Raw genomic sequence first — 24,694 nt, 5'->3', positions numbered from 1 at the left:
GTTAGCGGCTATTTTTAAATAGTAGACTGAAAGAAAAAGTATGAAAGTGAGTGGTCCTAAAATGGATCTGTTATCAATAAAAGACCCTTCCTTTTTAAAAGGGATGTCAAATCAAGAATTAGAGGCTTTAAGTCAAGAGGTACGCAAATTCTTGATTGAAAAGCTGTCTGTAACTGGAGGCCATATTGGACCGAATTTAGGTGTTGTCGAATTAACAATTGCTTTACATAAATGTTTTGACAGCCCCAAAGACAAATTTATTTGGGATGTAGGACATCAGTCCTATGTTCATAAAATACTGACAGGCAGGGCTGGCGAATTTGATACATTGCGTCAATATAAAGGACTGTGCGGCTTTCCGAAAAGAATTGAAAGTGAGCATGATGTATGGGAAACAGGACATAGCTCGACATCTCTTTCTGCGGCGATGGGAATGGTCATAGCAAGAGACTTGAAAAAAGAGAGCTCCTTTATTGTGCCGATTATTGGTGATGGTGCGTTAACAGGTGGAATGGCATTAGAAGCATTAAACCATATTGGTCATGAAAAGAAGAATATGATCGTCATCCTGAACGACAATGAAATGTCAATTGCTCCTAATGTTGGTGCTCTTCATAATATCCTTGGTCAATTACGCACTGCTGGTAAATATCAGTGGGTTAAAGACGAGTTAGAATTATTCTTAAAAAAGGTTCCGGCTGTTGGTGGAAAACTCGCAGCAACTGCCGAACGTGTTAAAGACAGCTTAAAATATTTATTTGTTTCAGGCATGTTTTTTGAGGAAATGGGCTTTACGTACTTAGGTCCAGTAGATGGGCATGATTTTGAAGCATTATTTGAAAATTTCCGCTATGCCAAAAAAACGGAAGGGCCAGTCCTTCTCCATGTGATTACGAAAAAAGGAAAAGGTTTCCATCCAGCTGAAAGTGATACAAAAGGTACATGGCATGGAACAGGACCATATAAGATGGATACAGGTGCCTTTGTTAAGTCTGATAAGGCACCACCGGCATGGAGCAGCCTAGTTAGTGAAACAGTTCGTAAGCTTGCACGCGAGGATGAGCGAATTGTGGCAATTACCCCTGCAATGCCTGTTGGGTCTAAGCTTGAGGGCTTTGCTAGTGAATTCCCAGAGAGAATGTACGATGTTGGAATAGCTGAACAACATGCTGCTACGGTAGCTGCTGGATTAGCCACCCAACATATGAAGCCATTTTTAGCCATCTATTCGACATTTTTACAACGGGCATATGATCAAGTTGTTCATGACATTTGCCGTCAGAATCTAAATGTTTTCATTGGAATTGATCGGGCTGGGTTAGTAGGAGCAGATGGTGAAACCCATCAGGGCGTATTTGATATTGCCTTTTTAAGACATGTACCTAATATGGTATTAATGATGCCTAAAGATGAAAATGAAGGGCAGCATATGGTTTATACGGCTCTAAATTATGATGATGGTCCAATTGCGATGAGATTCCCTCGAGGAAATGGTTTAGGTGTTCCAATGGATGAAAAGTTCAAGAGCATTCCAATTGGCACCTGGGAGGTTTTAAAGGAAGGCGAAGACGGTGCTATCTTAACCTTTGGTACCACAATCCCAATGGCAATGGAAGCAGCAGAAGTTCTAGAAAAACAAGGAATTTCAATAAAAGTAGTGAATGCGCGTTTCATAAAGCCATTAGATGAAAAAATGCTCAATCAGTTATTCTCAAAGAATACACCTATTCTAACCATTGAAGAAGCGATTCTTCAAGGCGGATTTGGAAGCAATGTTTTAGAATACGCACATGATCAAGGTTTTTATCATCAAGCAATTGACCGAATGGGGATACCAGACCAATTTATTGAGCATGGTGATGTTAATTCACTGCTAGAGGAAATAGGGATGACTACTTCTGAGGTTGTTAAAAGAATGACTATACTTGCGCGAAAAAAACAACAAAGGGCATAACGAATGAAGAACAAAGAGCGTTTAGATGTTTTATTAGTTGAAAGAGGTTTAGCTGAAACTCGGGAGAAGGCAAAGCGTTCCATTATGGCGGGACTGGTTTATACAAACGAGGAGCGTTTAGATAAACCTGGAGAAAAAGTTAAAGTAGATATCCCGCTTATGATAAAAGGAAATGTGCTCCCCTATGTAAGTCGCGGCGGTCTTAAGCTAGAGAAAGCGTTAAAGGTCTTTGATGTGACAGTCAAGGATAAAATTATGCTCGACATTGGTGCTTCTACGGGAGGTTTTACTGACTGTGCTCTGCAAAATGGTGCCAAAATGTCCTATGCCTTGGATGTAGGATATAATCAGCTTGCATGGAAGCTGCGGCAGGATGACCGTGTAGTGGTTATGGAAAGAACCAATTTTCGATATGTAACACCGCAAGATTTATCAGGAGAAATGCCCAATTTTGCAACCATCGATGTTTCTTTTATTTCCTTAAAGTTAATCTTACCTGTTTTAAAAACACTTCTTGTCCCTGACAGTGATATTGTTGCGCTCGTCAAACCGCAATTCGAAGCAGGCCGTGAGCAGGTGGGAAAAAAAGGTATCGTTCGCGATGAAAAAGTACATTTACAGGTTGTTAATAAAATTGTAAATTTTGCACTTGAACAAGGATTTAATGCGGTTAATTTATCCTTTTCTCCTATCACAGGAGGAGACGGGAATATTGAGTTTCTCCTTCACCTCAGGTGGGTAGGGGAGCAAGATAATGGTCAAAATCAATTACCTTTTGAGCCTTCACAAATAGTGAAAGACTCCCATCTAGAATTTAAATCGAAACAAGATATAGAAGGATGAGCATATGCTTATCCTTCCTTTTTGATTTGACAAGTTTTTCTCTTGAATAATCATTGTACATCCTAGGCAAAATGGGCTAACATATTGGTATAAGCGACATTTTTGTACAAAATACTCAAATGTTCTGATGATTACGGGGTGAATGATTTGAATAAAGGTCAACGTCATATAAAAATTAGAGAAATTATCACCAATAATGATATTGAAACACAAGATGAACTGGTTGATGAGTTAAAAAGTGCTGGGTTTAATGTAACACAAGCAACGGTTTCAAGGGATATTAAAGAACTGCACTTGGTTAAAGTCCCATTGTTAGATGGCAGATACAAATACAGCCTTCCAGCAGATCAACGCTTTAATCCATTGCAAAAATTAAAAAGATCGTTAATGGATGCATTTGTTCGTATAGATTCTGCTGGACATTTACTTGTAATGAAATGTCTGCCAGGAAATGCTATGGCAATCGGTGCATTACTTGATAACCTTGACTGGGAAGAAATCTTAGGAACCATTTGTGGGGACGATACGATTTTACTCATCTGTCGTACACCTGAAGATACAGAGACAATCACAAATCGGTTCCTTGACATGCTGTAATTGGGGGGAGCACCATGTTATCAGAATTATCGATTAAGAACTTTGCCATTATTGAGGCCCTTTCCATTTCGTTTGACAAGGGCTTGACTGTATTAACTGGAGAAACGGGTGCAGGAAAGTCAATTATTATTGACGCCATTCATCTGCTGGTAGGAGGCAGAGGCTCTGCTGAGTTTGTTAGACATGGGGAAGATAAGGCAGAAATTGAGGGGCTATTTCAAATAGATGACCACCATCCGGTATTTTCAAAAGCATTTGAGTTTGGAATTGAAATTGAAGAAGGTATGGTCGTATTACGAAGAGATATTTCCCGGACTGGCAAAAGTGTTTGTAGAATCAATGGTAAGCTCGTGACCATTTCCACTCTCCGGGAAGTGGGTTCGACCTTAGTTGATATACATAGTCAGCATGAACACCAAGATTTAATGGATGAGAGCAGGCATCTTCTCTTACTTGACCAATTTGGGTTTGAGGAAATATCTCGTTCCCAGGCAGAATACCAAGAAGTGTTTCATCGCTATGAACAAACTTTTCATAAACTAAAGTCTTTGAGTGAGAATGAGCAAAAAACAGCACATCGATTAGATTTAATTCAATTTCAATTTGACGAGATTCAAAATGCAAATTTAAAGCTGAATGAAGATGAGCAGCTCTTTGAAGAAAAAAGAAAGCTTGTGAATTTTGAACGTGTTTTTGATGTAATTCAATCCAGTTATAATGCCCTTACAGGAGAACAAAAGGGGCTGGATTGGATTAGTTTGGTAATGGGACAGCTTGAAGACGCTCAAGCATTGGATTCCGCTTATAAAGAATTATATGAATCCGTCATGAATAGCTTTTACCAACTAGAGGATGCTTCCCGCACATTGAGAAATGAACTAGATGAATTAGAATATGATCCACAGCGGTTAAATGAAATCGAAGAAAGATTAAATGAAATTAATCAGTTAAAACGGAAATATGGAAAAACAATTGAAGAAATTTTAGAATATGCAGCGAAAATTGAAGAAGAAATAGAAACATTACAAAATAAAGAAACACATATAGGGCAATTAGAGAAACAACTAGCCTCCATCAAAAAGGATTTAAGTCTAGAAGCCAAACAGCTGACCGAGCTCCGAAAACGCTGGGCTGGAAAGTTGACAAAACTAATTCATAATGAGTTAAAAGAACTATACATGGCAAAAACAGTCTTTGAAATCCGCTTTGAATCCGTCTTGCCACATTTTACAAAAAACGGTGTGGATCACGTGGAGTATTTTATTTCAACCAACCCCGGTGAGCCTTTAAAGCCATTATCAAAAATTGCCTCTGGCGGTGAACTATCGAGGATAATGCTAGCACTTAAAAGCATTTTTTCGAAACACCAAGGAGTTACTTCTATTATTTTTGATGAGGTGGATACTGGTGTCAGCGGCAGGGTTGCACAATCGATAGCTGAAAAAATTTATAATGTAGCTGTCGATTCACAGGTATTATGTATTTCTCATTTGCCGCAAGTGGCTGCAATGGCAGATACTCATTTGTTTATTTCCAAAGTGACAAAAGGCGGGCGAACCAAAACTTCGGTCAGTCCACTTTGTATGGAAGAAAAAATAAGGGAAATTGGCAGAATGATTTCAGGTGTTGAAATTACCGATTTAACGAAAAAACATGCTGAAGAATTGTTATTTTTAGCATCTGAAAATAAAAAAATTGAAAAGCTTCCCAATTAGGGGAGCTTTTTTATGTTGTCACAGGTTATAAATGCTGCTGATGGAGGCAAAATTAAAGATGTAGCCATTTCGATGTAGAGTGAAACAGAAGCGAGGAGAGTGAAGATTTTGAAGTTAGAAATAATTAGAAAGATCATTGGTGGAATTCTCCTTGTTTCATTAATCAGCGTTCTTTATTTTCAGCCATTTCAGCAGTACCTTGATATACCAAAGACCATTACAGTCTTTGAAGGACAAGATTATACTTTTCAAAAGGCTGTACCGGTATCAGCCTCTTTAGTATCTCACAATTCAACTATCACACTTGAACAAGATCAAAAAAATGTATCCTTAAAAGCAAATGATTCAGGCAAAGAAGAAATGCTATTAGAGTTTGCAGGGATACCTGTTAAAAAGGTCGATGTAAATGTCTTAAAGGATTTCAAAGTCCAGCCAGGAGGACAATCCATTGGTGTTAAATTAAATACGGTTGGCGTATTGGTCGTAGGTCACCATTTAGTTAATACTGAGGATGGAAAAAAGTCACCTGGTGAAATAGCAGGAATCAAAATCGGTGATATTATTACAGAAATCGATGGTACGAAAATTGAAAAAATGACAGATGTGGCTCCCTTTGTACAAAATGCAGGACAAAGCGGAAAAGCATTAGATATGGTTATTAGCAGGGAAAGCGGTAAGTTCACAACGAAACTAACTCCCTTGAAAGATAAGGGAGAAAATTCCTATAAGCTTGGATTATATATTCGTGATTCAGCAGCAGGAATTGGGACTATGACATTTGTTCATCCACAATCTAAAAAATATGGTGCCCTCGGGCATGTCATTTCGGATATGGATACGAAAAAGCCAATTGTAGTAGAAGATGGTCAAATCGTTCGGTCTACTGTTACCTCCATTGAAAAAGGCAGTAATGGCGACCCAGGAGAAAAGCTTGCACGATTCTCTTCAGATCGTGAAATAGTTGGGAATATCACAAAAAACAGCCCATTTGGCATTTTCGGCGTGTTAAATAAAGAGTTAAAGAACGGAATTTTGGACAAACCACTGCCAATCGCCTTATCTCACCAAGTGAAGGAAGGGCCAGCAAAAATTCTAACAGTGGTGAATGATGACAGGGTAGAAGAATTTGAAATTGAAATTGTCAGCACGATCCCGCAGAAATTTCCAGCAACAAAAGGCATGGTTTTAAAAGTAACTGATCCAAAGCTATTAGAAAAAACTGGAGGAATCGTTCAGGGGATGAGCGGAAGTCCTATTATCCAGGATGGAAAGCTAATTGGAGCAGTAACACATGTCTTTGTCAATGATCCAACCTCTGGTTATGGAGTACACATTGAATGGATGTTAAATGAAGCAGGAATTAACATATACGAAGAACCTAAAGAAAAAGCTAGCTAAAACTCAGTCATTCAAACAAAATAGGCGATATCGCCTATTTTGTTTTTTTTGCATTAACGTAAAGTTTTTTCGACATTTTTTTGGAATAATTAGGCATATATGCGAATTTAGTCGAAATTTAAAGTAAAACAAAGAAAAGATGAGATTTTCTCACTATTTTAAGAAATATTAAAAAAACTAGAGGAATTTTAGTTGCATTGTCGAATTTCTAATTTAGAATAGAATTAAGAGAATAAAAAATTAATGTTAAATAGAGATATGACCATTTGGATTTGAGGAGGATATAAAAGTGAAAAAGATTAAAGTTTGTGTCGTGGATGATAATAGGGAGTTAGTTGGATTATTAGAGGACTATATTTCTTCCCAAGATGATATGGAAATTGCGGGTATTGCACATAATGGTCAGGATTGTTTAGAACTTCTTGAATCAACGGATACGGATGTACTCGTTTTAGATATTATTATGCCTCACCTAGATGGTTTAGCTGTTCTAGAGCGCTTAAGAGAGCTGAAAAAGGGTGCAATTCCAAATGTTATTATGTTGACTGCATTTGGACAAGAAGACGTTACAAAGAAGGCAGTAGAGCTTGGTGCCTCGTATTTTATTTTGAAACCTTTTGATATGGAGAATTTAGGTAACCATATCCGTCAAGTAAGCGGTAAAAGCAGTCAGGTAAGCAGGAAGGCAGCTTCAGGAAATTATCGTTCACACACTGAAAATAAACCAAGAAATCTAGATGCCAGCATTACAAGCATTATTCATGAAATTGGTGTTCCAGCACATATCAAAGGATACTTATACCTGCGTGAAGCCATTTCAATGGTTTATAACGATATAGAATTACTTGGCTCCATTACGAAGGTGTTATACCCTGATATTGCAAAGAAGTATAACACCACAGCAAGCCGTGTGGAACGTGCAATCCGTCATGCTATCGAAGTAGCGTGGAGCCGCGGAAATATCGATTCCATTTCATCATTATTTGGTTACACAGTAAGCATGTCTAAGGCAAAGCCTACAAACTCCGAGTTTATTGCTATGGTTGCGGATAAGCTTCGTTTAGAGCATAAGGCTTCTTGAAAAGACCAATAATATAATGAAAAAAGCCTTCATTTCGGGAATGAAGGCTTTTTTATGTCCTAAGTACTTTTATTTTTCCTTTTCTAGTTCCATTAATTTTTGAATAAGTATATGCTGAGGCATATGCATAAGCTGTTCTATGGGAACATTTAATTTTTCGGCAAGCTTAATGGCAGTTTCAGGTGATAATTGTAATGGTTTCATTGTGATCCTCCATTTATTTAGTTAGGAAGTGAAAAAATGACACAGATTTTTGCGCATCGAGGTTATTCTTCAGCTTTTGCTGAAAATACAATGAGTGCATTTATTGCTGCCGAAAAGGCAGGAGCCGACGGTTTAGAGCTGGATGTCCAATTAACAAAGGACGGTGAAGTGGTTGTTATTCATGATGAAAAACTTGATCGGACAACGACTGGTAAGGGCTTCGTGAGAGATACTACATTTAAAGAAATAAGAAAATTAAATGCCAATAAAAAAGGTGTGAATAAAGAGCCAATCCCCTCATTGGTTGAGGTTCTTGAATGGATGCAATCCAATCAACTTGTTTGTAACATAGAGTTGAAAAATAACCTATTTCCGTATGAAGGAATGGAAGAAAAGGTAATTCAGCTTGTTCGAAGATTTAATTTGAGTAATCGGATTATTATTTCTTCTTTCAATCATTACAGTATTGTCCTAAGTTATCGGACTGCACCTGAAATCGAGACAGCGCCTCTATTTAATGAGCGAATCTATATGCCATGGGTTTATGCGCAATCCATTCGCGCACAAGGGATTCATCCGAAGTTAGCGTCGGTAACAGATGAAATTATCAAAGGTGCAATTGAAAATGGAGTAGCAGTCAGACCCTATACCGTTAATAAAGATGCTGATATGCAAAGGCTTTATAAACTAAATTGTACGTCGATTATTACAGACGACCCAGTAAAAGCTCTGAAAATCAAGAAACAATACGAAAAGAGACCTTAAAAGGCCTCTTTTTATTTTTTAAATCTAGTCTGTACCTTGTTTCTTTTTCTGTCGCGGTGAAAAATGAACCCTGCGACGAAGGCTAAACCACCAAGGAATAGGATCAGACCTAAAAGAAATTGCAGCCATAAGAAAGGGATTGGACTTTGAAGAATCCCAAATGTCATATCACGCATTAATTTAATCCCAAAGCCAGCTAAAAAGCCTGGAATAACTAATATTAGTAAAGCAATAATCCGCTTCATAATTAAATCCTTCCAATTGTTTAGTAAGTCGTAAGAATAATACCCTCAAGGAAATATTAGTACAAAGATAAAATTTGTCAAGGTAACTAAATAAATATAAAATAGAAATTGAAAAATATTGCATATTTTCGATTATGTTGTATGAAAAAATCTTCTTTTTCAACTATAATAAAGGGGCGGAAAAATGCAAAATGTTATGATTGTTGGCGCCGGTAAGGGTGGTACAGCGGTCCTTAAGCTGCTCAATGAAACAGAGGTCCTTAAGGTTAAGGCTGTCATTGACAAAAATTTAGATGCACCGGGTATCTATTTAGCGCAGAGTGCTGGTATTAAAATCGGAACTGATTGGAAGCAGTTTTTAAGTGAAAATATCGATATTATTATTGAAGTAACAGGAAATGAACATGTGTTTCAAGAGTTAAGGAGCGCTAAGGACAAAAAAACTGTTTTAATTCCTGGCAGTGTTGCATTTCTTCTTGCAAGGCTTCTTGAAGAAAAGGAAGAATTAATTGTTAAACACCAAAATGCCTCCTACCAGCAAGAACTAATTTTTAATGCCACAAATGATGGGATGCTCGTGATTGATGCAAAGGGGTTCGTGATTTTATTTAATCGACGAGCCGAGGAAATGACAGGTGTGAAACGGGACCAAGCAATTGGGAAATACGTGGTAGAAGTAATCCCGGAAAGCAGACTGCCTTTAATCCTTGAAACGAGAAGAATAGAGACGAATCAGGAAATGGTATTAGGGAATGGAAGGAAAATTATAACAACCCGTATTCCTATCATCGAAGAGAACGGGACCCTAATAGGGGCATTCGCCGTTTTTAAAGATATCACAGAAGTAGTCAATCTAGCCGAGGAAATTACCGATTTAAAAGAAATCCAAACTATGCTTCAGGCGATCATCCATTCTAGTGATGATGCTATTTCAGTAGTCGATGAAAATGGCAGGGGTTTGCTTATTAACCCGGCATATACGCGTCTTACTGGTCTTACACAAGAACAGGTTATAGGACATCCAGCGACTGCAGATATATCCGAAGGTGAAAGTATGCATATGAAGGTACTCCAAACAAGAAGAGCGGTCCGTGGTGTTCCGATGCGAGTGGGTGCAAATAAACGGGAAGTAATAGTCAATGTGGCGCCGATTATTGTTAAAGGTAAATTAAAAGGCAGTGTCGGGGTTATTCATGATATGTCAGAAATTAAAATGCTAAACAGGGAATTGAACCGTGCCCGTCAAATCATTCGCACGCTTGAAGCGAAGTATACCTTCGAGGATATTATCGGCAGTTCTGAAGAAATGACTCTTGCGATTGAACAGGCGAAGTTAGGGGCAAAAACGCCTGCGACAGTTCTGTTACGGGGTGAGTCTGGTACAGGAAAAGAATTGTTTGCCCATGCTATACATAATGCAAGTGACCGAAAGTACAACAAATTTATTCGCGTTAATTGTGCAGCCATTTCTGAGTCCCTTCTGGAAAGTGAATTATTTGGTTATGAAGAAGGAGCTTTTTCAGGGGCAAAAAGAGGAGGAAAAAGGGGTTATTTTGAAGAGGCAAATAACGGAAGTATTTTCCTCGATGAAATAGGCGAACTTTCTGCCAATACACAGGCGAAATTACTCAGGGTATTGCAAGAAAATGAAATCACACGTGTAGGCGGTACAAAGCCAGTTCCGATAAATGTTAGAATTATTGCGGCAACACATGTGAATCTTGAAAAAGGAATTGCAAAAGGCTCTTTTAGGGAAGACTTATATTATCGTTTAAATCGTATGCCAATACATATACCGCCACTCCGAAGTCGGAAGGAAGAGATTCCTGTACTGTGTGAAAGGCTAATTGAAAAAATTAATTTGGATTACGGCAGAAACGTCGAGGGAGTTACCCAAGCTGCTCTCTTAAAATTAGTAAATTATGATTGGCCGGGAAATGTACGGGAATTAGAAAATATTCTCGGCAGAGCGATAATTTTTATGAATTATTATGAAACATTCATAAATGTACATCACCTGCCAGAATTGAGACCTAAAAAAACGGGAAGTAAACCGCTAATAGCAGACCATAGTGAATCAATCCAACAGGATCGTTCCTTAAATGCAATGGTAGAAGATTATGAAGCAGAGATTATCCAGCAAATGCTTCACCGTTTTAATGGTAATAAGACGGCAGCTGCTAAGGCACTAGGCTTATCGGTAAGGAATCTTTATTATAAGCTAGAAAAATATAAACTTGAAAATAATAGCACGCAATAAATTTCATGGTGTGAAAAAAATTGCACTTATTATTATGGCGATTAAAGCGTTTTCAGTGATTTCAACTTGGCACGGATTTTGCATATTAAAATGATGGAGTTGCAGTTGAAGAGAAAGGGTTGATGACAACTTGTTGCTTGAATCACTGATACAAAAAGCAACCCAGCTGGATGGTAACACGGTAGCTGTTGCAGTAGCAGAAGATGAAGAAGTCATCGAAGCAGTTATCGAGGCATTAAACCGGAATCTCGCCAATTTTATATTATTTGGTGATAAAGAAAAAATTAATATGATAGTAAACCTTAAGAACAAAGACTACCAAAAAAGTAACAGGAAGCTTACTGTTATTCATGCAGACTCAAACGAGAGGGCTGCAGAGCTGGCAGTTAGGGCTGTATCAACGAAGGAAGCAACCGTGTTAATGAAAGGGAATATCCCTACTGGCGCTCTTTTAAAAGCAGTTCTAAATAAAGAGTACGGTCTTAGGACGGGAAATGTTCTATCACACGTGGCTGTTTTTGAGGTTCCAGATTTCAGTCGGTTTACCATCGTTACGGATGCAGGGATGAATATTGCCCCTGATTTAGAGCAAAAGGCTCAAATGATAAAAAATGCTGCAGCCTTGGCTAGGGCAATTGGAATTGAATGTCCAAAGGTTGCTCCTATAGCTGCTGTTGAAGTAGTGAATCCGGCCATGCAAGCGACAATTGATGCTGCTGCATTAAGTGTTATGAATAAACGAGGGCAAATCACTGGCTGTATTGTAGATGGTCCATTAGCATTAGATAATGCCGTTTCTGCTTTAGCTGCTGAACACAAAGGAATTCATAGTGAAGTAGCTGGTAGAGCTGATATTTTATTAGTTCCCACAATTGAGGTTGGAAACGTCTTATATAAGTCATTAATTTATTTTGCAAAGGCAAAAGTAGGGGCTGTTATTGCAGGCGCAAAGGCTCCCATCGTATTAACTTCTAGGGCGGATTCGGCGGAAAGTAAGCTTTATTCACTTGCACTCGCCATCTGCTCTGTAACCAAATAGAATAGAGTGTTGTTTTCAAATTTGAGGAGGATGTTAACATGGAAATTTTTAAGTACTTAGAACAATATGATTACGAGCAAGTTGTATTTTGCCAAGATAAACAATCTGGATTAAAAGCAATTATTGCCATACATGATACAACTCTAGGACCAGCACTAGGCGGTACTCGCATGTGGACATATGAATCAGAAGAAGCTGCAATCATTGATGCATTACGATTAGCCAAAGGAATGACTTATAAAAATGCTGCAGCTGGTTTAAATCTTGGCGGTGGTAAAACTGTTATCATTGGTGACCCGCGTAAGGATAAAAGTGAAGAATTGTTCCGTGCTTTTGGCCGTTACATTCAAGGGTTAAATGGAAGATATATTACAGCTGAGGATGTTGGTACAACGGTTGCAGATATGGATTTAATCCATGAAGAAACAGACTATGTTACTGGTATTTCACCAGCATTCGGTTCATCTGGAAATCCTTCACCTGTAACAGCATATGGGGTTTACGTTGGAATGAAAGCAGCTGCAAAAGAAGCATTCGGTTCTGACTCTCTAGAAGGAAAAGTAGTTGCGATTCAAGGTGTTGGGAATGTTGCTTATACTCTTTGTAAATACTTGCATGAAGAGGGTGCGCAATTAATCGTTACCGATATTAACAAGGAAGCTATTCAGCGTGCAGTAGAGGATTTCGGTGCTCGTGCAGTGGATCCTAACGAAATTTACGGCGTTGAATGTGATATTTATGCGCCTTGTGCACTAGGTGCAACCATTAATGATGATACGATTCCACAGCTTAAAGCTAAAGTTATTGCGGGTTCTGCTAATAACCAGTTAAAAGATACTCGTCACGGTGATCTTATCCATGAAATGGGTATTGTTTATGCTCCTGACTACGTCATTAATGCTGGCGGTGTTATCAATGTTGCAGATGAACTTTATGGGTATAACCATGAACGGGCAATAAAAAAAGTGGATCAAATCTATGCGAGTATCGAAAAGGTAATTGCTATTTCAAAGCGCGACGGCATCCCGACTTATGTTGCAGCAGATAGAATGGCCGAAGAAAGAATTGAAAAAATGCGTAATTCACGCAGCCAATTCTTGCAAAATGGCCATCATATTTTAAGTCGCCGCTAGGATTTTCGAAAATAGGAAGGGTAGAACGCTGAATGGGTAATTCAGCGTCTTTTCCCTTTAATAGATGTGAAATGTAAAAAAAAATGGAGGTCAAATACCTTGCCTGATAAGAAATATCGAATGCTCGTCATCAACCCAGGTTCCACTTCAACTAAGATTGGAGTCTTCGATAATGAAATTTCCATTTTAGAAAAAACAATCCGTCATGATTCAGAAAAAGTTAATTCATTTGCCAATATTATTGATCAATATGAATTTAGAAAGAATACCATTTTGGAAACACTGGATAACGAAGGGATTAATATTTCCAAGCTTAGTGCTGTTTGTGGGCGCGGAGGGCTGCTTCGTCCGATTGAAGGGGGAACCTATGCAGTCAATGAAACCATGCTCAATGATTTGCGGTCTGGTTTTGCTGGACAGCATGCCTCAAATCTAGGTGGTATAATCGCTCAAGAAATTGCATCAGGACTAAATATTCCATCCTTTATTGTTGATCCTGTGGTTGTTGATGAATTAGAGCCTCTTGCCAGGGTTTCTGGATTTTCATTAATTGAAAGAAAAAGTATCTTTCATGCACTGAATCAAAAGGCTGTTGCACGCAGAGTGGCTAAAGAATTAGGGAAGAAATATTCCGAATTAAACCTAATCGTCACGCACATGGGCGGTGGGATTACAGTTGGGGTACATAAGCAAGGGAAAGTCATAGATGTAAATAATGGTCTCCATGGTGATGGTCCTTTCAGTCCTGAACGAGCTGGAACTGTTCCTGCTGGGGATTTAGTTGCTCTTTGTTATTCTGGGCAATATTACCGCGAAGAAATAATGAAGAAGCTTGTTGGCCAAGGAGGCCTAGTAGGATACCTTGGAACGAATGATGCCGTAGAGGTCGAAAAAAGGATTGAAAACGGAGACGACCAGGCCGCTCTCGTTTACGAAGCAATGGCTTACCAGGTAGCAAAGGAAATTGGTGCAGCAAGTGCGGTGTTAGCTGGAAAAGTAGATGCGATTGTACTGACAGGCGGTCTTGCATATGGTAAAGGTTTTGTGAAATCCATCACCGATAGGATTAATTGGATTGCAGATACGATTGTCCATCCAGGTGAGAATGAGCTTCAAGCACTGGCGGAAGGTGCATTAAGGGTTTTACGCGAGGAAGAAGCTGTTAAAGAATATCCTGGCACGTTTAAAACAGCAAAAATCTAACAATTTGGGGAGGAAATACAGTGTCACAAGAATACGATTTAGTCATTCTTGGCGGTGGTACCGGCGGTTATGTAGCTGCCATTCGTGCCTCCCAGCTTGGCTTGAAAACAGCAATAGTTGAAAAAGGGAAACTTGGAGGAACCTGTCTACATAAAGGCTGCATCCCAAGTAAAGCTCTTCTCAGAAGTGCTGAGGTTTACGCGACAGCTAAGCACAGCGAAGATTTTGGTGTTATCACAAGTGAAGTATCCTATAACTTTATGAAAGTTCAGGAAAGAAAGAATAAAATAATCGATCAACTCCATAAAGGCGTACAACATCTCATGAAGCAAGGGAAAATTGATGTTTATGAGGGACTTGGCCGCATTTTAGGACCTTCTATTTTTTCACCAATGCCGGGGACGATTTCAGTTGAAATGAATAATGGCGAAGAAAATGAAATGCTCATTCCGAAAAACGTTGTCGTTGCGACTGGTTCAAGACCTAGGACGCTTCCTGGACTTGAAATTGATGGTGAACTTGTCATTACCTCTGATGAAGCATTAGAGCTTGAGACATTACCTGCATCCATTATTATTGTTGGCGGTGGAGTGATTGGAATTGAGTGGGCGTCAATGCTTTCTGATTTCGGTGTTGAAGTAACTGTTATCGAGTATGCGGATCGGGTTATTCCGACTGAAGATAAGGAAATTTCTAAGGAAATGCAGCGCCTGATGAAGAAAAAGGGGATAAAGCTTGTAACAGGAGCGAGAGTCCTTCCTGAAACACTTGTAAAAGGTGATGGCGTCACCATTTCAGCAGAAGTTAAAGCTGGTGTGAAGGAATTTAAGGCTGAAAAACTCCTTGTATCTGTAGGACGCCAAGCAAATGTCGAAGGAATTGGATTAGAAAATACAGAAATCCAGGTAGAAAAAGGATTTATTGTTACCAATGAATTCTACCAAACAAAAGAATCTCATATTTACGCAATTGGAGATGTAATTGGCGGCTTGCAGCTTGCGCATGTTGCCTCCCATGAAGGGATTATTGCAGTGGAGCATATTGCTCGGAAGGATCCGTCAGAGCTTAATTACAATCTAGTTTCAAGATGTATATATAGTAATCCTGAGGTGTCCAGCGTTGGGATTACCGAAGAACAGGCAAAAGAAAAAGGTCATAAAGTAAAAGTGGGTAAATTTTCATTCCGAGCAATCGGAAAGGCTCTTGTATTTGGAGAATCCGATGGCTTTGTCAAGATTGTTGCTGACGAAGAGACTAATGATATTCTAGGGGTGCATATGATTGGTCCACACGTAACGGACATGATTACAGAAGCAGGATTGGCAATGGTATTGGATGCAACTCCATGGGAAATTGCTCATACGATTCACCCTCATCCAACTCTATCAGAAGCGATTGGAGAAGCTGCATTGGCAGTTGATGGAAGAGCAATCCATTCTTAAATAATAATGGACGTACGAACATATGGGAGGTAAGAATAAATGGCTGAAAATCGTCATCATTCATTAGGTTTAAGTGATGAAAAGGTTTTGGAAATGTATGAAACTATGCTTTTAGCCCGCCGGATTGATGAACGGATGTGGTTATTGAATCGTGCGGGTAAAATACCATTTGTTATTTCTTGTCAAGGACAAGAAGCTGCTCAAGTAGGTGCAGCATTTGCGCTTGATAAGGAAAAAGACTATGTACTGCCGTATTACCGGGATATGGGTGTGGTGTTAACCTTTGGGATGACTCCTAAGGAACTTATGCTTTCTGGATTTGCGAAAGCGGAGGACCCAAACTCAGGCGGCCGGCAAATGCCTGGGCACTTTGGTCAAAAGAGAAATCGCATCGTTACTGGTTCATCTCCTGTAACCACTCAGGTTCCACATGCTGTCGGTGTAGCGTTAGCAGGAAAAATGGAAAGGAAGGATCTGGTGACCTTCGTAACCTTTGGTGAGGGTTCGTCAAACCAAGGTGATTTCCATGAAGGAGCTAACTTTGCTGGAGTTCACAAATTACCTGTCATATTCATGTGTGAAAATAATAAATATGCGATTTCTGTCCCAATTGAGAAACAATTAGGATGTGAAAAAGTGTCTGATCGTGCAATCGGCTATGGTATGCCAGGATTTACTGTTGATGGAAATGATCCATTAGAAGTGTATAAAGTGGTGAAGGAAGCTGTCGACCGCGGCCGTCTTGGTGAGGGTCCTTCATTAATAGAAACAATCTCATACAGACTGACACCACACTCTTCTGATGACGATGACCGTTCGTACCGTGCTCCTGATGAAGTGGCTAAAGCGAAAACGAAGGATCCGATCATTACCTTCGGTGCCTATTTAAAAGAAACAGGTGTGATGAATGATGAGTTGGAAAAAGAAATCAATGAACGTGTGATGAAGCAAGTGAATGAAGCCACTGATTATGCTGAAAATGCACCGTATGCAGCACCTGAACACGCGCTGAAATACGTTTATGCGGATAAGTAAGGGGGATGTAACATGGCAGTAATTTCTTATATAGATGCGGTCACAATGGCCATTCGGGAAGAAATGGAACGAGATCCAAAGGTTTTTGTCCTTGGTGAAGACGTTGGGGTAAAAGGCGGGGTTTTTAAAGCCACACAAGGTTTATATGAACAATTTGGTGAAGAGCGAGTGATTGATACACCACTTGCTGAATCTGCAATTGCCGGGGTAGGAATCGGAGCAGCTATGTATGGAATGAGACCGATTGCTGAAATGCAATTCGCTGATTTTATTATGCCTGCAATAAATCAAATTATTTCAGAAGCAGCAAAAATTCGCTATCGCTCAAATAACGACTGGAGCTGTCCAATGGTTATTCGTGCACCTTATGGCGGCGGAGTCCACGGGGCACTTTATCATTCTCAATCCGTTGAAGCGGTGTTTGCGAATACACCAGGTTTGAAAATTGTTATGCCTTCAACTCCATATGATGTGAAGGGATTATTAAAAGCAGCTATCCGTGATAATGATCCAGTGTTATTCTTTGAGCATAAGCGTGCATACCGTTTAATCAAAGGAGAGGTTCCGACAGATGATTACACACTTCCAATTGGAAAAGCGGATGTGAAGCGTGAAGGTGATGACATTACTGTTATTACCTATGGCCTTTGTGTTCATTTTGCCCTCCAGGCAGCAGAAAAATTAGCTAAGGATGGAATATCTGCACATATTCTTGATTTAAGAACAGTTTACCCGTTAGATAAAGAAGCAATTATTGAAGCGGCTTCTAAAACTGGTAAGGTGTTATTGGTTACAGAAGATAATAAAGAAGGCAGCATTATCAGTGAAGTATCTGCAATCATTGCTGAAAATTGTTTATTTGATTTGGATGCTCCAATTATGCGTCTAGCTGGTCCTGATGTCCCAGCAATGCCATATGCACCAACAATGGAGAAATTCTTTATGGTCAATCCTGATAAAGTTGAAAAAGCAATGCGTGAGCTTGCAGAGTACTAATACGAAAAGCGGAGGCGACTTGGGCAGCCCCGACAAGCGTAAGACGAGCCGGCATGAAGGTTGCTTTTTAACCTTCTTGACGGATTGGCTTATGACCGAGGAAAAAGTGATTTATCTTTTTCCCTCGAGGGGCTAGTCGCCGCAGCTAGACAATAGGAGGTTTGGATATTGGTTATTGAACAAATTAAAATGCCTCAGTTGGGGGAAAGTGTAACCGAAGGAACAATCTCTAAGTGGCTTGTTTCTGTAGGGGATAAAGTAAATAAATACGACCCATTGGCTGAAGTAATGACAGATAAAGTAAACGCGGAAGTTCCATCTTCCTTCACAGGTACAATAAAAGAGCTAGTAGCGGAAGATGGAGATACACTTGCGGTTGGTGAAATTATTTGTACCATTGAAATTGAAGGCGGTAATGCTGAAAAAACGGAAGTTAGTGAGCAAAAAACAGAAGCAGCTGAAACAGCTGCTGTTTCCGAGCAAGCAGATCAAGGTAACAAAGCTCGTTATTCTCCTGCAGTTTTAAAAATTTCTCAAGAAAATGGCATTGATCTAAATCAGGTGACAGGCACCGGTGCAGGCGGCCGTATAACAAGAAAAGATTTATTGAAGTTGATTGAAACAGGAAATATCCCTGCTGCTGGTGCAAAGGTTGAAGCACCAAAGCAGACTGAGGTGCAGCAAGTTGCAGCCATTGAAACGGCATCAGCGGTTGCTGCTCCAAAGCAAGGGGCACCTGCTCCAAGTATTCCTGTTGCAGCAGGCGATATCGAAATACCTGTAACTGGCATCCGTAAAGCAATTGCCGCCAATATGCTTCGAAGTAAGCATGAAGCACCTCATGCTTGGACAATGATTGAGGTCGATGCAACAAATCTTGTGGAATACCGCAATTCTTTAAAGGATGAGTTCAAAAAGAAAGAAGGCTTCAATCTCACTTTCTTTGCCTTTTTCGTAAAAGCAGTAGCGCAGGCATTAAAGGAATTCCCACAAATCAACTCCATGTGGGCTGGAGATAAGATTATCCAGAAGAAAGACATCAATATATCTATTGCAGTCGCAACCGATGATGCTTTATATGTACCTGTTATTAAGCAAGCGGATGAGAAAACAATTAAAGGGATTGCCCGTGAGATTTCCGAACTTGCTGTAAAGGTAAGAACCAATAAACTTCGCTCAGAAGATATGCAGGGTGGCACCTTTACTGTCAACAATACTGGCTCGTTTGGCTCGGTTCAATCAGCTGGAATTATCAACTATCCGCAGGCAGCGATTCTTCAAGTGGAATCCATTGTCAAGCGCCCAGTAGTTATGGACAACAATATGATTGCTGTTCGCGACATGGTAAACCTATGTATGTCACTAGACCACAGAGTATTAGACGGATTAGTTTGCGGCCGATTCTTACAACGGGTAAAAGAAATTCTTGAAAATACCTCAAAATCAACAACATCTATATATTAGTAAAATAACCGCCGCCGATCATATGGCGGCGGTTATTTTTATTGCTTGATATGTCTATCTATCTTACAATAAAACTAAGTGAAATTTATTGAATATTAGTTTAATTTTCGATCTCAAGGAAGGGGGATGTTGCGTTTGGATAACTTTCGAAATCAATTTTTTCCATTAAAGACGAAAGAAGATTGGAAAGCAAAAGCGGAGGAATCTTTAAAGGGTAAAAGTATTGAAGCCTTGAAAAGTCCTACATATGAAAATATAATTTTGGAACCGCTTTATTCTCAGCAAGATGATCAGAAAGCACCGGACTATCCGGGGGGTTCAGATTTTCGTAGAGGCATTGACCCATTAGGTTATGTAACAAATGATTGGAAGGCAGCGCAGCGAATTTCTTATCATTCTGTTGACGAACTAAAGGAAAAGCTCCATGTGGGCGTTGAAAAAGGACAAACAGCTCTTTCATTTGAAGTTTCAGAGGAACTTCTTGAATCCAAAGAAACTTTAAATGATGTACTTGGGGATTTACCTTCTACATTCCCATTTGCAGTTAATGGGAGAGATATGCAATCAGCATTGCTGGCAGTATTAGCAGAAAGTGAGGAAAGCGCTAATCAAGTAAGTGGATATATTGGCAGCGACCCATTGTCTTTGTTTGCAGAGGAAGGACTCATTGATGAAGATTTTTTCAAGGGTTGGATAGAAGATATAAGGCTTGCAAGTCTAAAACTACCAAATTTACGGTCAGTTTTAGTAAATACCTCACCCTACCATCAAGGCGGAGCCAATGCTGTTCAGGAATTGGGGATTGCGGCCGCAACGGGTACATTCTATCTTCAAATGCTGCTTGAAGGCGGAATGAAGCTGGAAGATATTCTTTCGAAAATGGTATTTCAATTCTCAATCGGCAGCAATTTCTTTATGGAAATGGCCAAACTTAGAGCAGCTCGAATTCTTTGGAACAAAATAACCAAAGTATATGGAGCAAAAGCTGAGGACCGGGGAATGCAGATTTCTGCCGAAACATCTATGTTTACAAAAACGGTTTATGACCCGCATGTAAACATTCTCCGTGCAGGAAATGAAGCATTTGCAGCGGTTGTTGGCGGAGTTCAGTATCTGCACGTAACGCCATTTGATGGTATAACGGGCAGTTCTCAACAATCTGAACGAATTGCGAGAAACACCCAAAACATTCTGAAGGAAGAAGCTCATCTTCGTACAGTTGTTGATCCTGCTGGAGGCTCTTGGTATGTTGAAACATTGACCACTGAGCTAGCAGAAAGAGCGTGGAAGTATTTCCAACAGATTGAAGCAAATGGCGGTATGCTGGAAGTATTAAAATCCGGATGGTTACAAGAAGAAATTTCTTCAGTCCATACACAACGCAAACAGGATATTTTCACAAGAAAACAAAGCATTATCGGTACAAATGTATATGCAAATCTAGTAGAAAATACGGTTCAAGTTAAAGAACATGTCACTGAACCAACTAAGATCAATCCTAATGCAATTAGCATAAAGGCAATTAAGAACATCAGATTATCAGAGCCATATGAAGAATTACGTAATAAGAGTAAAGGTATTGAAAGGAAGACAGGCTCTAAGCCACAGGTTGGCTTGATTTGCCTCGGTGAGTTAAAACAATACAAACCCAGGTTAGATTTTATGCGGGGTTTCCTCGCAGCTGGCGGATTAAAAGCTATCGACAGCGATCCAGTTACTTCTTTGGAAACTGTCAAACTATTTATCTCAAGTCAAGAAACTAAGTTTTTCTGTCTGTGCAGCAGCAATGATCTATACGAATCTCTAGGACTTGAAATGATTAAAGTACTGCGTAAAGAATTCCCAGATAATATTTTTTATTTAGCGGGATTGCCTGAAAAAGACATGCAATCACAATGGACGAATGAAGGTATAAGGCAGTTTATCCATATAAATAGTAACTGTTTTGAACTTCTTTCAACCATTCTTTCAGAAATGGAGGTGGGGTTAGATGAATACACAAAAGCCTGATTTTCAAAGTATTTCCCTGTTTGAAGAACAAGACTTTATAACAAAAGAGCAATGGCTGGACAAGGTTGATAAGCAAATAGATACGTCTATTAATGATTTGCTGTTTGAAACGAATGAACAAATTCAACTAAAACCACTCTATACAAAGGAAGATCGTGAAGGACTGCAGCATTTAAATGACCTCCCTGGGGTACCGCCATTTACTCGCGGGCCTTACCCAACGATGTACGTGAATCGTCCATGGACAGTAAGACAATACGCTGGGTTTTCTACTGCTGAGGAGAGTAATGCTTTCTATCGCAGAAATCTAGCGATGGGTCAAAAAGGCTTGTCCGTTGCCTTTGATTTAGCCACACACCGCGGCTATGATTCTGACCATCCACGCGTCGTTGGCGATGTTGGTAAAGCTGGGGTTGCTATTGATTCTGTGTTAGATATGAAGACCCTTTTTGATGGAATTCCGTTGGATCAGATGTCAGTATCCATGACCATGAACGGTGCTGTGCTCCCGATCCTAGCCTTTTTCATCGTTACTGCTGAGGAACAGGGGGTCACACAGGATAAGCTGTCTGGAACGATTCAAAATGATATCTTAAAAGAATATATGGTCCGTAACACGTATATCTATCCGCCTGAGATGTCGATGAAAATCATCGCAGATATCTTTGAGTATACTTCTAAATACATGCCGAAGTTTAATAGTATCAGTATTTCTGGCTATCATATGCAGGAGGCTGGTGCTCCTGCTGACCTGGAATTAGCTTACACCTTAGCAGATGGGCTGGAGTATGTACGCACAGGACTTAAGGCTGGAATTGACATTGATAAATTTGCACCACGGTTGTCCTTTTTCTGGGCGGTGGGCATGAATTATTTTATGGAAGTTGCGAAAATGCGGGGTGCTCGTTTAATTTGGGCAAAAATGATGAAATCATTCGAGCCGAAAAACGAGAAATCTATGGCCCTCAGGACACACTCCCAAACATCAGGCTGGAGTCTAACGGAACAAGACCCATTTAATAATGTAATGCGGACCTTGCTTGAAGCACATGCCGCGGCTATGGGGCATACACAATCACTCCATACTAATGCTTTGGATGAAGCAATTGCTCTGCCAACAGATTTCTCAGCTCGAATAGCCCGAAATACACAATTATTTTTACAAGAAGAAACGAATATCACCAAAGTTATTGATCCTTGGGCAGGTTCTTATTATGTAGAAAAGCTTACCGATGAATTGGTAAAAAGAGCCTGGACACATATTGAGGAAATTGAAAATCTTGGCGGTATGGCAAAAGCAATCGAAACAGGCCTTCCAAAAATGAGAATTGAAGAAGCTTCAGCTAGAAGACAGGCACAAATAGATTCTGGCAAAGAAACTATTATTGGGGTTAACCGGTATCGCCTCGAAAAGGAAGAAGCAATTGATATTTTGGATATTGATAATACCGCGGTTAGATTAAAGCAAATTGAAAAATTAACAAACTTAAAAGCAGGCCGCGATGAAGCAAAGGTAGCAGAAGCTCTGGCTGCTTTAACAAAGGGTGCCGAAACAGGGGAAACCAACCTGTTAGAGCTAGCTGTTCAGGCTGCAAGAGTCCGGTCAACCTTAGGTGAAATTTCCGATGCGATTGAGAAAGTTTCCAGCAGACATAAAGCGATTATTCGTTCTATCAGCGGCGTCTATAGTAAGGCATATACAAACGAAGAAGAAATATCTGAAGTAAAACTTATGACGGATGATTTCCTTGAGAATGAAGGCAGAAGACCGAGGATTCTCATTGCCAAAATGGGGCAGGACGGTCATGACCGCGGCGCCAAAATCATTGCCACTGCCTTCGCGGACCTCGGGTTTGATGTTGATATCGGTCCATTATTCCAGACCCCGGAAGAAACGGCCATGCAGGCAGTTGAAAATGATGTGCATGTCATCGGAATGAGCTCACTGGCAGCAGGTCACAAGACATTATTGCCGCAGCTTGCGGAGGAGTTGAAAAAGCTTGGCCGTGAGGATATTTTACTTGTAATCGGCGGGGTTATCCCTGCTCAGGATTATCAATTTTTATATGAAAATGGCGCCTGCGCCATTTTTGGACCGGGGACGATAATCCCAGTTGCTGCCCAAAAGGTAATCAAGGAAATTTATAAACAGCTTGGGTATGAGGAAGTGTCACAATAAATGTCTGAGGATATGAAACCGGAATGGAGCAACCCAAATGAACCGGAAAAATTCTCAACACTTATCAAAAAAGGGCAAGAGCAGGAAGGCCAGTCTTTAGTCATCGAAAAAAACATTGTCTATCGTAAACGTCAGTCAAAGGAGCCTTCTGTTGAAGAGTTAGTTGAAGGTGTACTGTCAGGGAATAGGGGCCAGCTTGCCCGTGCCATCACTTTGGTTGAAAGTAATGCTGAACAGCATTTCCATAAGGCTCAGGAGCTCTTGCAAAAGCTCCTGTCTCACAGTGGGGAATCAATTCGAATCGGAATTACTGGTGTCCCTGGTGCTGGGAAGAGCACTTTTATTGAAACGTTTGGCACTTATCTTTGTGACCTTGGGCTAAGGGTCGCTGTACTGGCAATTGATCCAAGCTCTAGTCTTTCAGGTGGAAGTATCCTTGGGGATAAAACCAGAATGGAACAATTATCGCGTAATCCAAGGGCTTTTATTCGACCCTCGCCAACGGCAGGTAAATTGGGCGGTGTACATCGAAAGACAAGAGAAGCGATGTTGATATGTGAAGCAGCAGGTTTTGATGTGATTTTAATCGAAACCGTCGGTGTGGGGCAAAGTGAAGTAATTATACGCGACATGGTTGATTTTTTCATGCTCCTTGTCCTGACAGGTGCTGGTGATGAATTGCAAGGGATGAAGAAAGGGATTATGGAATTAGCAGATGCGGTCCTTGTTCATAAAGCAGACGGAGCTAATAAAGAAAAATCGGAGCAGACGAGAAAAGAATATAGCCGTATTCTTCATTTTCTTCAGCCGGCTACGAAGGGATGGGCGTCCAAAGCGTATACCTGTTCCTCATTAACAGGGGAAGGTATTAAAGATGTTTGGGGAGTCATTAAGGATTTTGAAGAGAAAGGAAAGTCCCGAGGAGTATTTGCAGAAAGACGAAAAGGACAGCAGCGTGATTGGATTTATTCGTTGATAACAGATCAGCTTCATTACAGCTTTTTCCATCATCCAGAAGTAAAGCTCCAGCTTCCACAATTAGAAAATGAAGTAATGGCAGGAGAAAAAACAGCAGCAACTGCAGTGGAAATCTTATTTAATGCATTCTTATCAAAAAAGTAAGTACTGTTC

The 24,694-nt window shown here is 40.0% G+C and carries 20 protein-coding genes; 18 read left to right on the top strand and 2 right to left on the bottom strand.

Annotation, left to right across the window (positions count from 1 at the left end; translation table 11 throughout):
- Window positions 1-61: 61 nt before the first annotated feature.
- The 6 genes from dxs to spo0A all read left to right on the top strand — a co-directional run bounded on the left by dxs (window position 62) and on the right by spo0A (window position 7,588).
- Complete coding sequence (gene dxs / locus MLOOGBEN_RS04420) at window positions 62-1,954, top strand: 1-deoxy-D-xylulose-5-phosphate synthase (RefSeq protein WP_179157060.1); 1,893 nt, start codon at window positions 62-64, stop codon at window positions 1,952-1,954.
- A gap of 3 nt (window positions 1,955-1,957) precedes the next feature.
- The gene (locus tag MLOOGBEN_RS04415) at window positions 1,958-2,797 is read left to right on the top strand and encodes a TlyA family RNA methyltransferase (RefSeq protein WP_179157059.1); all 840 of its coding nucleotides are present in this window, start codon (window positions 1,958-1,960) and stop codon (window positions 2,795-2,797) included.
- Between the two features lie 147 nt (window positions 2,798-2,944).
- Entirely contained in the window at window positions 2,945-3,394 is a 450-nt protein-coding gene (gene ahrC / locus MLOOGBEN_RS04410; RefSeq protein ID WP_179157058.1) for a transcriptional regulator AhrC/ArgR, read from the top strand.
- 14 nt (window positions 3,395-3,408) lie between these two features.
- Complete coding sequence (gene recN / locus MLOOGBEN_RS04405) at window positions 3,409-5,109, top strand: DNA repair protein RecN (protein WP_179157057.1); 1,701 nt, start codon at window positions 3,409-3,411, stop codon at window positions 5,107-5,109.
- A 99-nt stretch (window positions 5,110-5,208) separates the two neighbouring features.
- Window positions 5,209-6,507 (top strand): SpoIVB peptidase, encoded by a 1,299-nt coding sequence (gene spoIVB / locus MLOOGBEN_RS04400; RefSeq protein ID WP_483296375.1) that lies wholly within the window; start codon window positions 5,209-5,211, stop codon window positions 6,505-6,507.
- 289 nt (window positions 6,508-6,796) lie between these two features.
- The gene (gene spo0A / locus MLOOGBEN_RS04395) at window positions 6,797-7,588 is read left to right on the top strand and encodes a sporulation transcription factor Spo0A (RefSeq protein WP_179157055.1); all 792 of its coding nucleotides are present in this window, start codon (window positions 6,797-6,799) and stop codon (window positions 7,586-7,588) included.
- Between the two features lie 69 nt (window positions 7,589-7,657).
- Here spo0A and MLOOGBEN_RS04390 read toward each other — a convergent pair whose 3' ends face one another.
- Window positions 7,658-7,792: a YycC family protein gene (locus MLOOGBEN_RS04390; protein ID WP_179157054.1), complete on the bottom strand. Its 135-nt coding sequence runs from the start codon at window positions 7,790-7,792 to the stop codon at window positions 7,658-7,660.
- A gap of 36 nt (window positions 7,793-7,828) precedes the next feature.
- Here MLOOGBEN_RS04390 and MLOOGBEN_RS04385 point away from each other — a divergent pair, with 36 nt between their 5' ends.
- Window positions 7,829-8,557 (top strand): glycerophosphodiester phosphodiesterase, encoded by a 729-nt coding sequence (locus MLOOGBEN_RS04385; protein ID WP_179157053.1) that lies wholly within the window; start codon window positions 7,829-7,831, stop codon window positions 8,555-8,557.
- Between the two features lie 11 nt (window positions 8,558-8,568).
- On the opposite strand, the gene MLOOGBEN_RS04380 is transcribed toward MLOOGBEN_RS04385, so the two are convergent.
- Window positions 8,569-8,802 (bottom strand): DUF2627 domain-containing protein, encoded by a 234-nt coding sequence (locus MLOOGBEN_RS04380; RefSeq protein ID WP_179157052.1) that lies wholly within the window; start codon window positions 8,800-8,802, stop codon window positions 8,569-8,571.
- A 184-nt stretch (window positions 8,803-8,986) separates the two neighbouring features.
- Between MLOOGBEN_RS04380 and MLOOGBEN_RS04375 the strand changes: the two genes are divergently transcribed.
- The 11 genes from MLOOGBEN_RS04375 (at window position 8,987) to meaB (ending at window position 24,685) form a co-directional block, all read left to right on the top strand.
- Window positions 8,987-11,062, top strand: coding sequence for a sigma 54-interacting transcriptional regulator (locus MLOOGBEN_RS04375; RefSeq protein ID WP_179157051.1), 2,076 nt, complete (start codon window positions 8,987-8,989; stop codon window positions 11,060-11,062).
- A 130-nt stretch (window positions 11,063-11,192) separates the two neighbouring features.
- A complete protein-coding gene (yqiS, locus tag MLOOGBEN_RS04370; RefSeq protein WP_179157050.1) occupies window positions 11,193-12,101 on the top strand; it encodes a phosphate butyryltransferase in 909 nt (302 codons plus the stop codon).
- A 38-nt stretch (window positions 12,102-12,139) separates the two neighbouring features.
- The gene (gene bcd, locus MLOOGBEN_RS04365; RefSeq protein ID WP_179157049.1) at window positions 12,140-13,234 is read left to right on the top strand and encodes a branched-chain amino acid dehydrogenase; all 1,095 of its coding nucleotides are present in this window, start codon (window positions 12,140-12,142) and stop codon (window positions 13,232-13,234) included.
- Window positions 13,235-13,333: 99 nt separating this feature from the next.
- Window positions 13,334-14,437 carry a butyrate kinase gene (gene buk / locus MLOOGBEN_RS04360; protein ID WP_179157048.1) on the top strand — a complete coding sequence of 368 codons (1,104 nt, stop codon included), beginning with the start codon at window positions 13,334-13,336 and terminating at the stop codon, window positions 14,435-14,437.
- A gap of 20 nt (window positions 14,438-14,457) precedes the next feature.
- On the top strand, window positions 14,458-15,879 hold the full coding sequence (gene lpdA / locus MLOOGBEN_RS04355) for a dihydrolipoyl dehydrogenase (RefSeq protein WP_179157047.1): 1,422 nt from the start codon (window positions 14,458-14,460) through the stop codon (window positions 15,877-15,879).
- Between the two features lie 39 nt (window positions 15,880-15,918).
- Window positions 15,919-16,914, top strand: coding sequence for a thiamine pyrophosphate-dependent dehydrogenase E1 component subunit alpha (locus MLOOGBEN_RS04350; RefSeq protein ID WP_179157046.1), 996 nt, complete (start codon window positions 15,919-15,921; stop codon window positions 16,912-16,914).
- Window positions 16,915-16,926: 12 nt separating this feature from the next.
- The gene (locus MLOOGBEN_RS04345) at window positions 16,927-17,910 is read left to right on the top strand and encodes an alpha-ketoacid dehydrogenase subunit beta (RefSeq protein WP_179157045.1); all 984 of its coding nucleotides are present in this window, start codon (window positions 16,927-16,929) and stop codon (window positions 17,908-17,910) included.
- A gap of 168 nt (window positions 17,911-18,078) precedes the next feature.
- Window positions 18,079-19,374, top strand: a complete 1,296-nt coding sequence (locus MLOOGBEN_RS04340; protein WP_179157044.1) for a dihydrolipoamide acetyltransferase family protein — start codon at window positions 18,079-18,081, stop codon at window positions 19,372-19,374.
- Between the two features lie 126 nt (window positions 19,375-19,500).
- The gene (locus MLOOGBEN_RS04335; protein WP_483296374.1) at window positions 19,501-21,384 is read left to right on the top strand and encodes a methylmalonyl-CoA mutase subunit beta; all 1,884 of its coding nucleotides are present in this window, start codon (window positions 19,501-19,503) and stop codon (window positions 21,382-21,384) included.
- Window positions 21,365-23,563, top strand: a complete 2,199-nt coding sequence (gene scpA / locus MLOOGBEN_RS04330; protein WP_179157042.1) for a methylmalonyl-CoA mutase — start codon at window positions 21,365-21,367, stop codon at window positions 23,561-23,563. Before MLOOGBEN_RS04335 ends, scpA begins: the two co-directional genes overlap by 20 nt.
- The gene (gene meaB, locus MLOOGBEN_RS04325; protein ID WP_179157041.1) at window positions 23,564-24,685 is read left to right on the top strand and encodes a methylmalonyl Co-A mutase-associated GTPase MeaB; all 1,122 of its coding nucleotides are present in this window, start codon (window positions 23,564-23,566) and stop codon (window positions 24,683-24,685) included.
- Window positions 24,686-24,694: the final 9 nt, after the last annotated feature.

This window comes from Bacillus sp. EB106-08-02-XG196 (assembly GCF_013396335.1).
Lineage (GTDB): Bacteria > Bacillota > Bacilli > Bacillales > Cytobacillaceae > Neobacillus.
This window is presented reverse-complemented; position numbering and strand designations above follow the sequence as displayed.

What these genes read in the sequence shown, in the direction of transcription:
- MLOOGBEN_RS04345 (WP_179157045.1), top strand. Translation starts at nt 16,927, where the DNA reads ATGGCAGTAATTTCTTATATAGATGCGGTCACAATGGCCATTCGGGAA.
- meaB (WP_179157041.1), top strand. Translation starts at nt 23,564, where the DNA reads ATGTCTGAGGATATGAAACCGGAATGGAGCAACCCAAATGAACCGGAA.
- scpA (WP_179157042.1), top strand. Translation starts at nt 21,365, where the DNA reads ATGAATACACAAAAGCCTGATTTTCAAAGTATTTCCCTGTTTGAAGAA.
- MLOOGBEN_RS04335 (WP_483296374.1), top strand. Translation starts at nt 19,501, where the DNA reads ATGTTGCGTTTGGATAACTTTCGAAATCAATTTTTTCCATTAAAGACG.
- MLOOGBEN_RS04390 (WP_179157054.1), bottom strand. Translation starts at nt 7,792, where the DNA reads ATGAAACCATTACAATTATCACCTGAAACTGCCATTAAGCTTGCCGAA.
- MLOOGBEN_RS04375 (WP_179157051.1), top strand. Translation starts at nt 8,987, where the DNA reads ATGCAAAATGTTATGATTGTTGGCGCCGGTAAGGGTGGTACAGCGGTC.
- MLOOGBEN_RS04350 (WP_179157046.1), top strand. Translation starts at nt 15,919, where the DNA reads ATGGCTGAAAATCGTCATCATTCATTAGGTTTAAGTGATGAAAAGGTT.
- dxs (WP_179157060.1), top strand. Translation starts at nt 62, where the DNA reads ATGGATCTGTTATCAATAAAAGACCCTTCCTTTTTAAAAGGGATGTCA.
- MLOOGBEN_RS04415 (WP_179157059.1), top strand. Translation starts at nt 1,958, where the DNA reads ATGAAGAACAAAGAGCGTTTAGATGTTTTATTAGTTGAAAGAGGTTTA.
- recN (WP_179157057.1), top strand. Translation starts at nt 3,409, where the DNA reads ATGTTATCAGAATTATCGATTAAGAACTTTGCCATTATTGAGGCCCTT.
- MLOOGBEN_RS04380 (WP_179157052.1), bottom strand. Translation starts at nt 8,802, where the DNA reads ATGAAGCGGATTATTGCTTTACTAATATTAGTTATTCCAGGCTTTTTA.
- bcd (WP_179157049.1), top strand. Translation starts at nt 12,140, where the DNA reads ATGGAAATTTTTAAGTACTTAGAACAATATGATTACGAGCAAGTTGTA.
- MLOOGBEN_RS04385 (WP_179157053.1), top strand. Translation starts at nt 7,829, where the DNA reads ATGACACAGATTTTTGCGCATCGAGGTTATTCTTCAGCTTTTGCTGAA.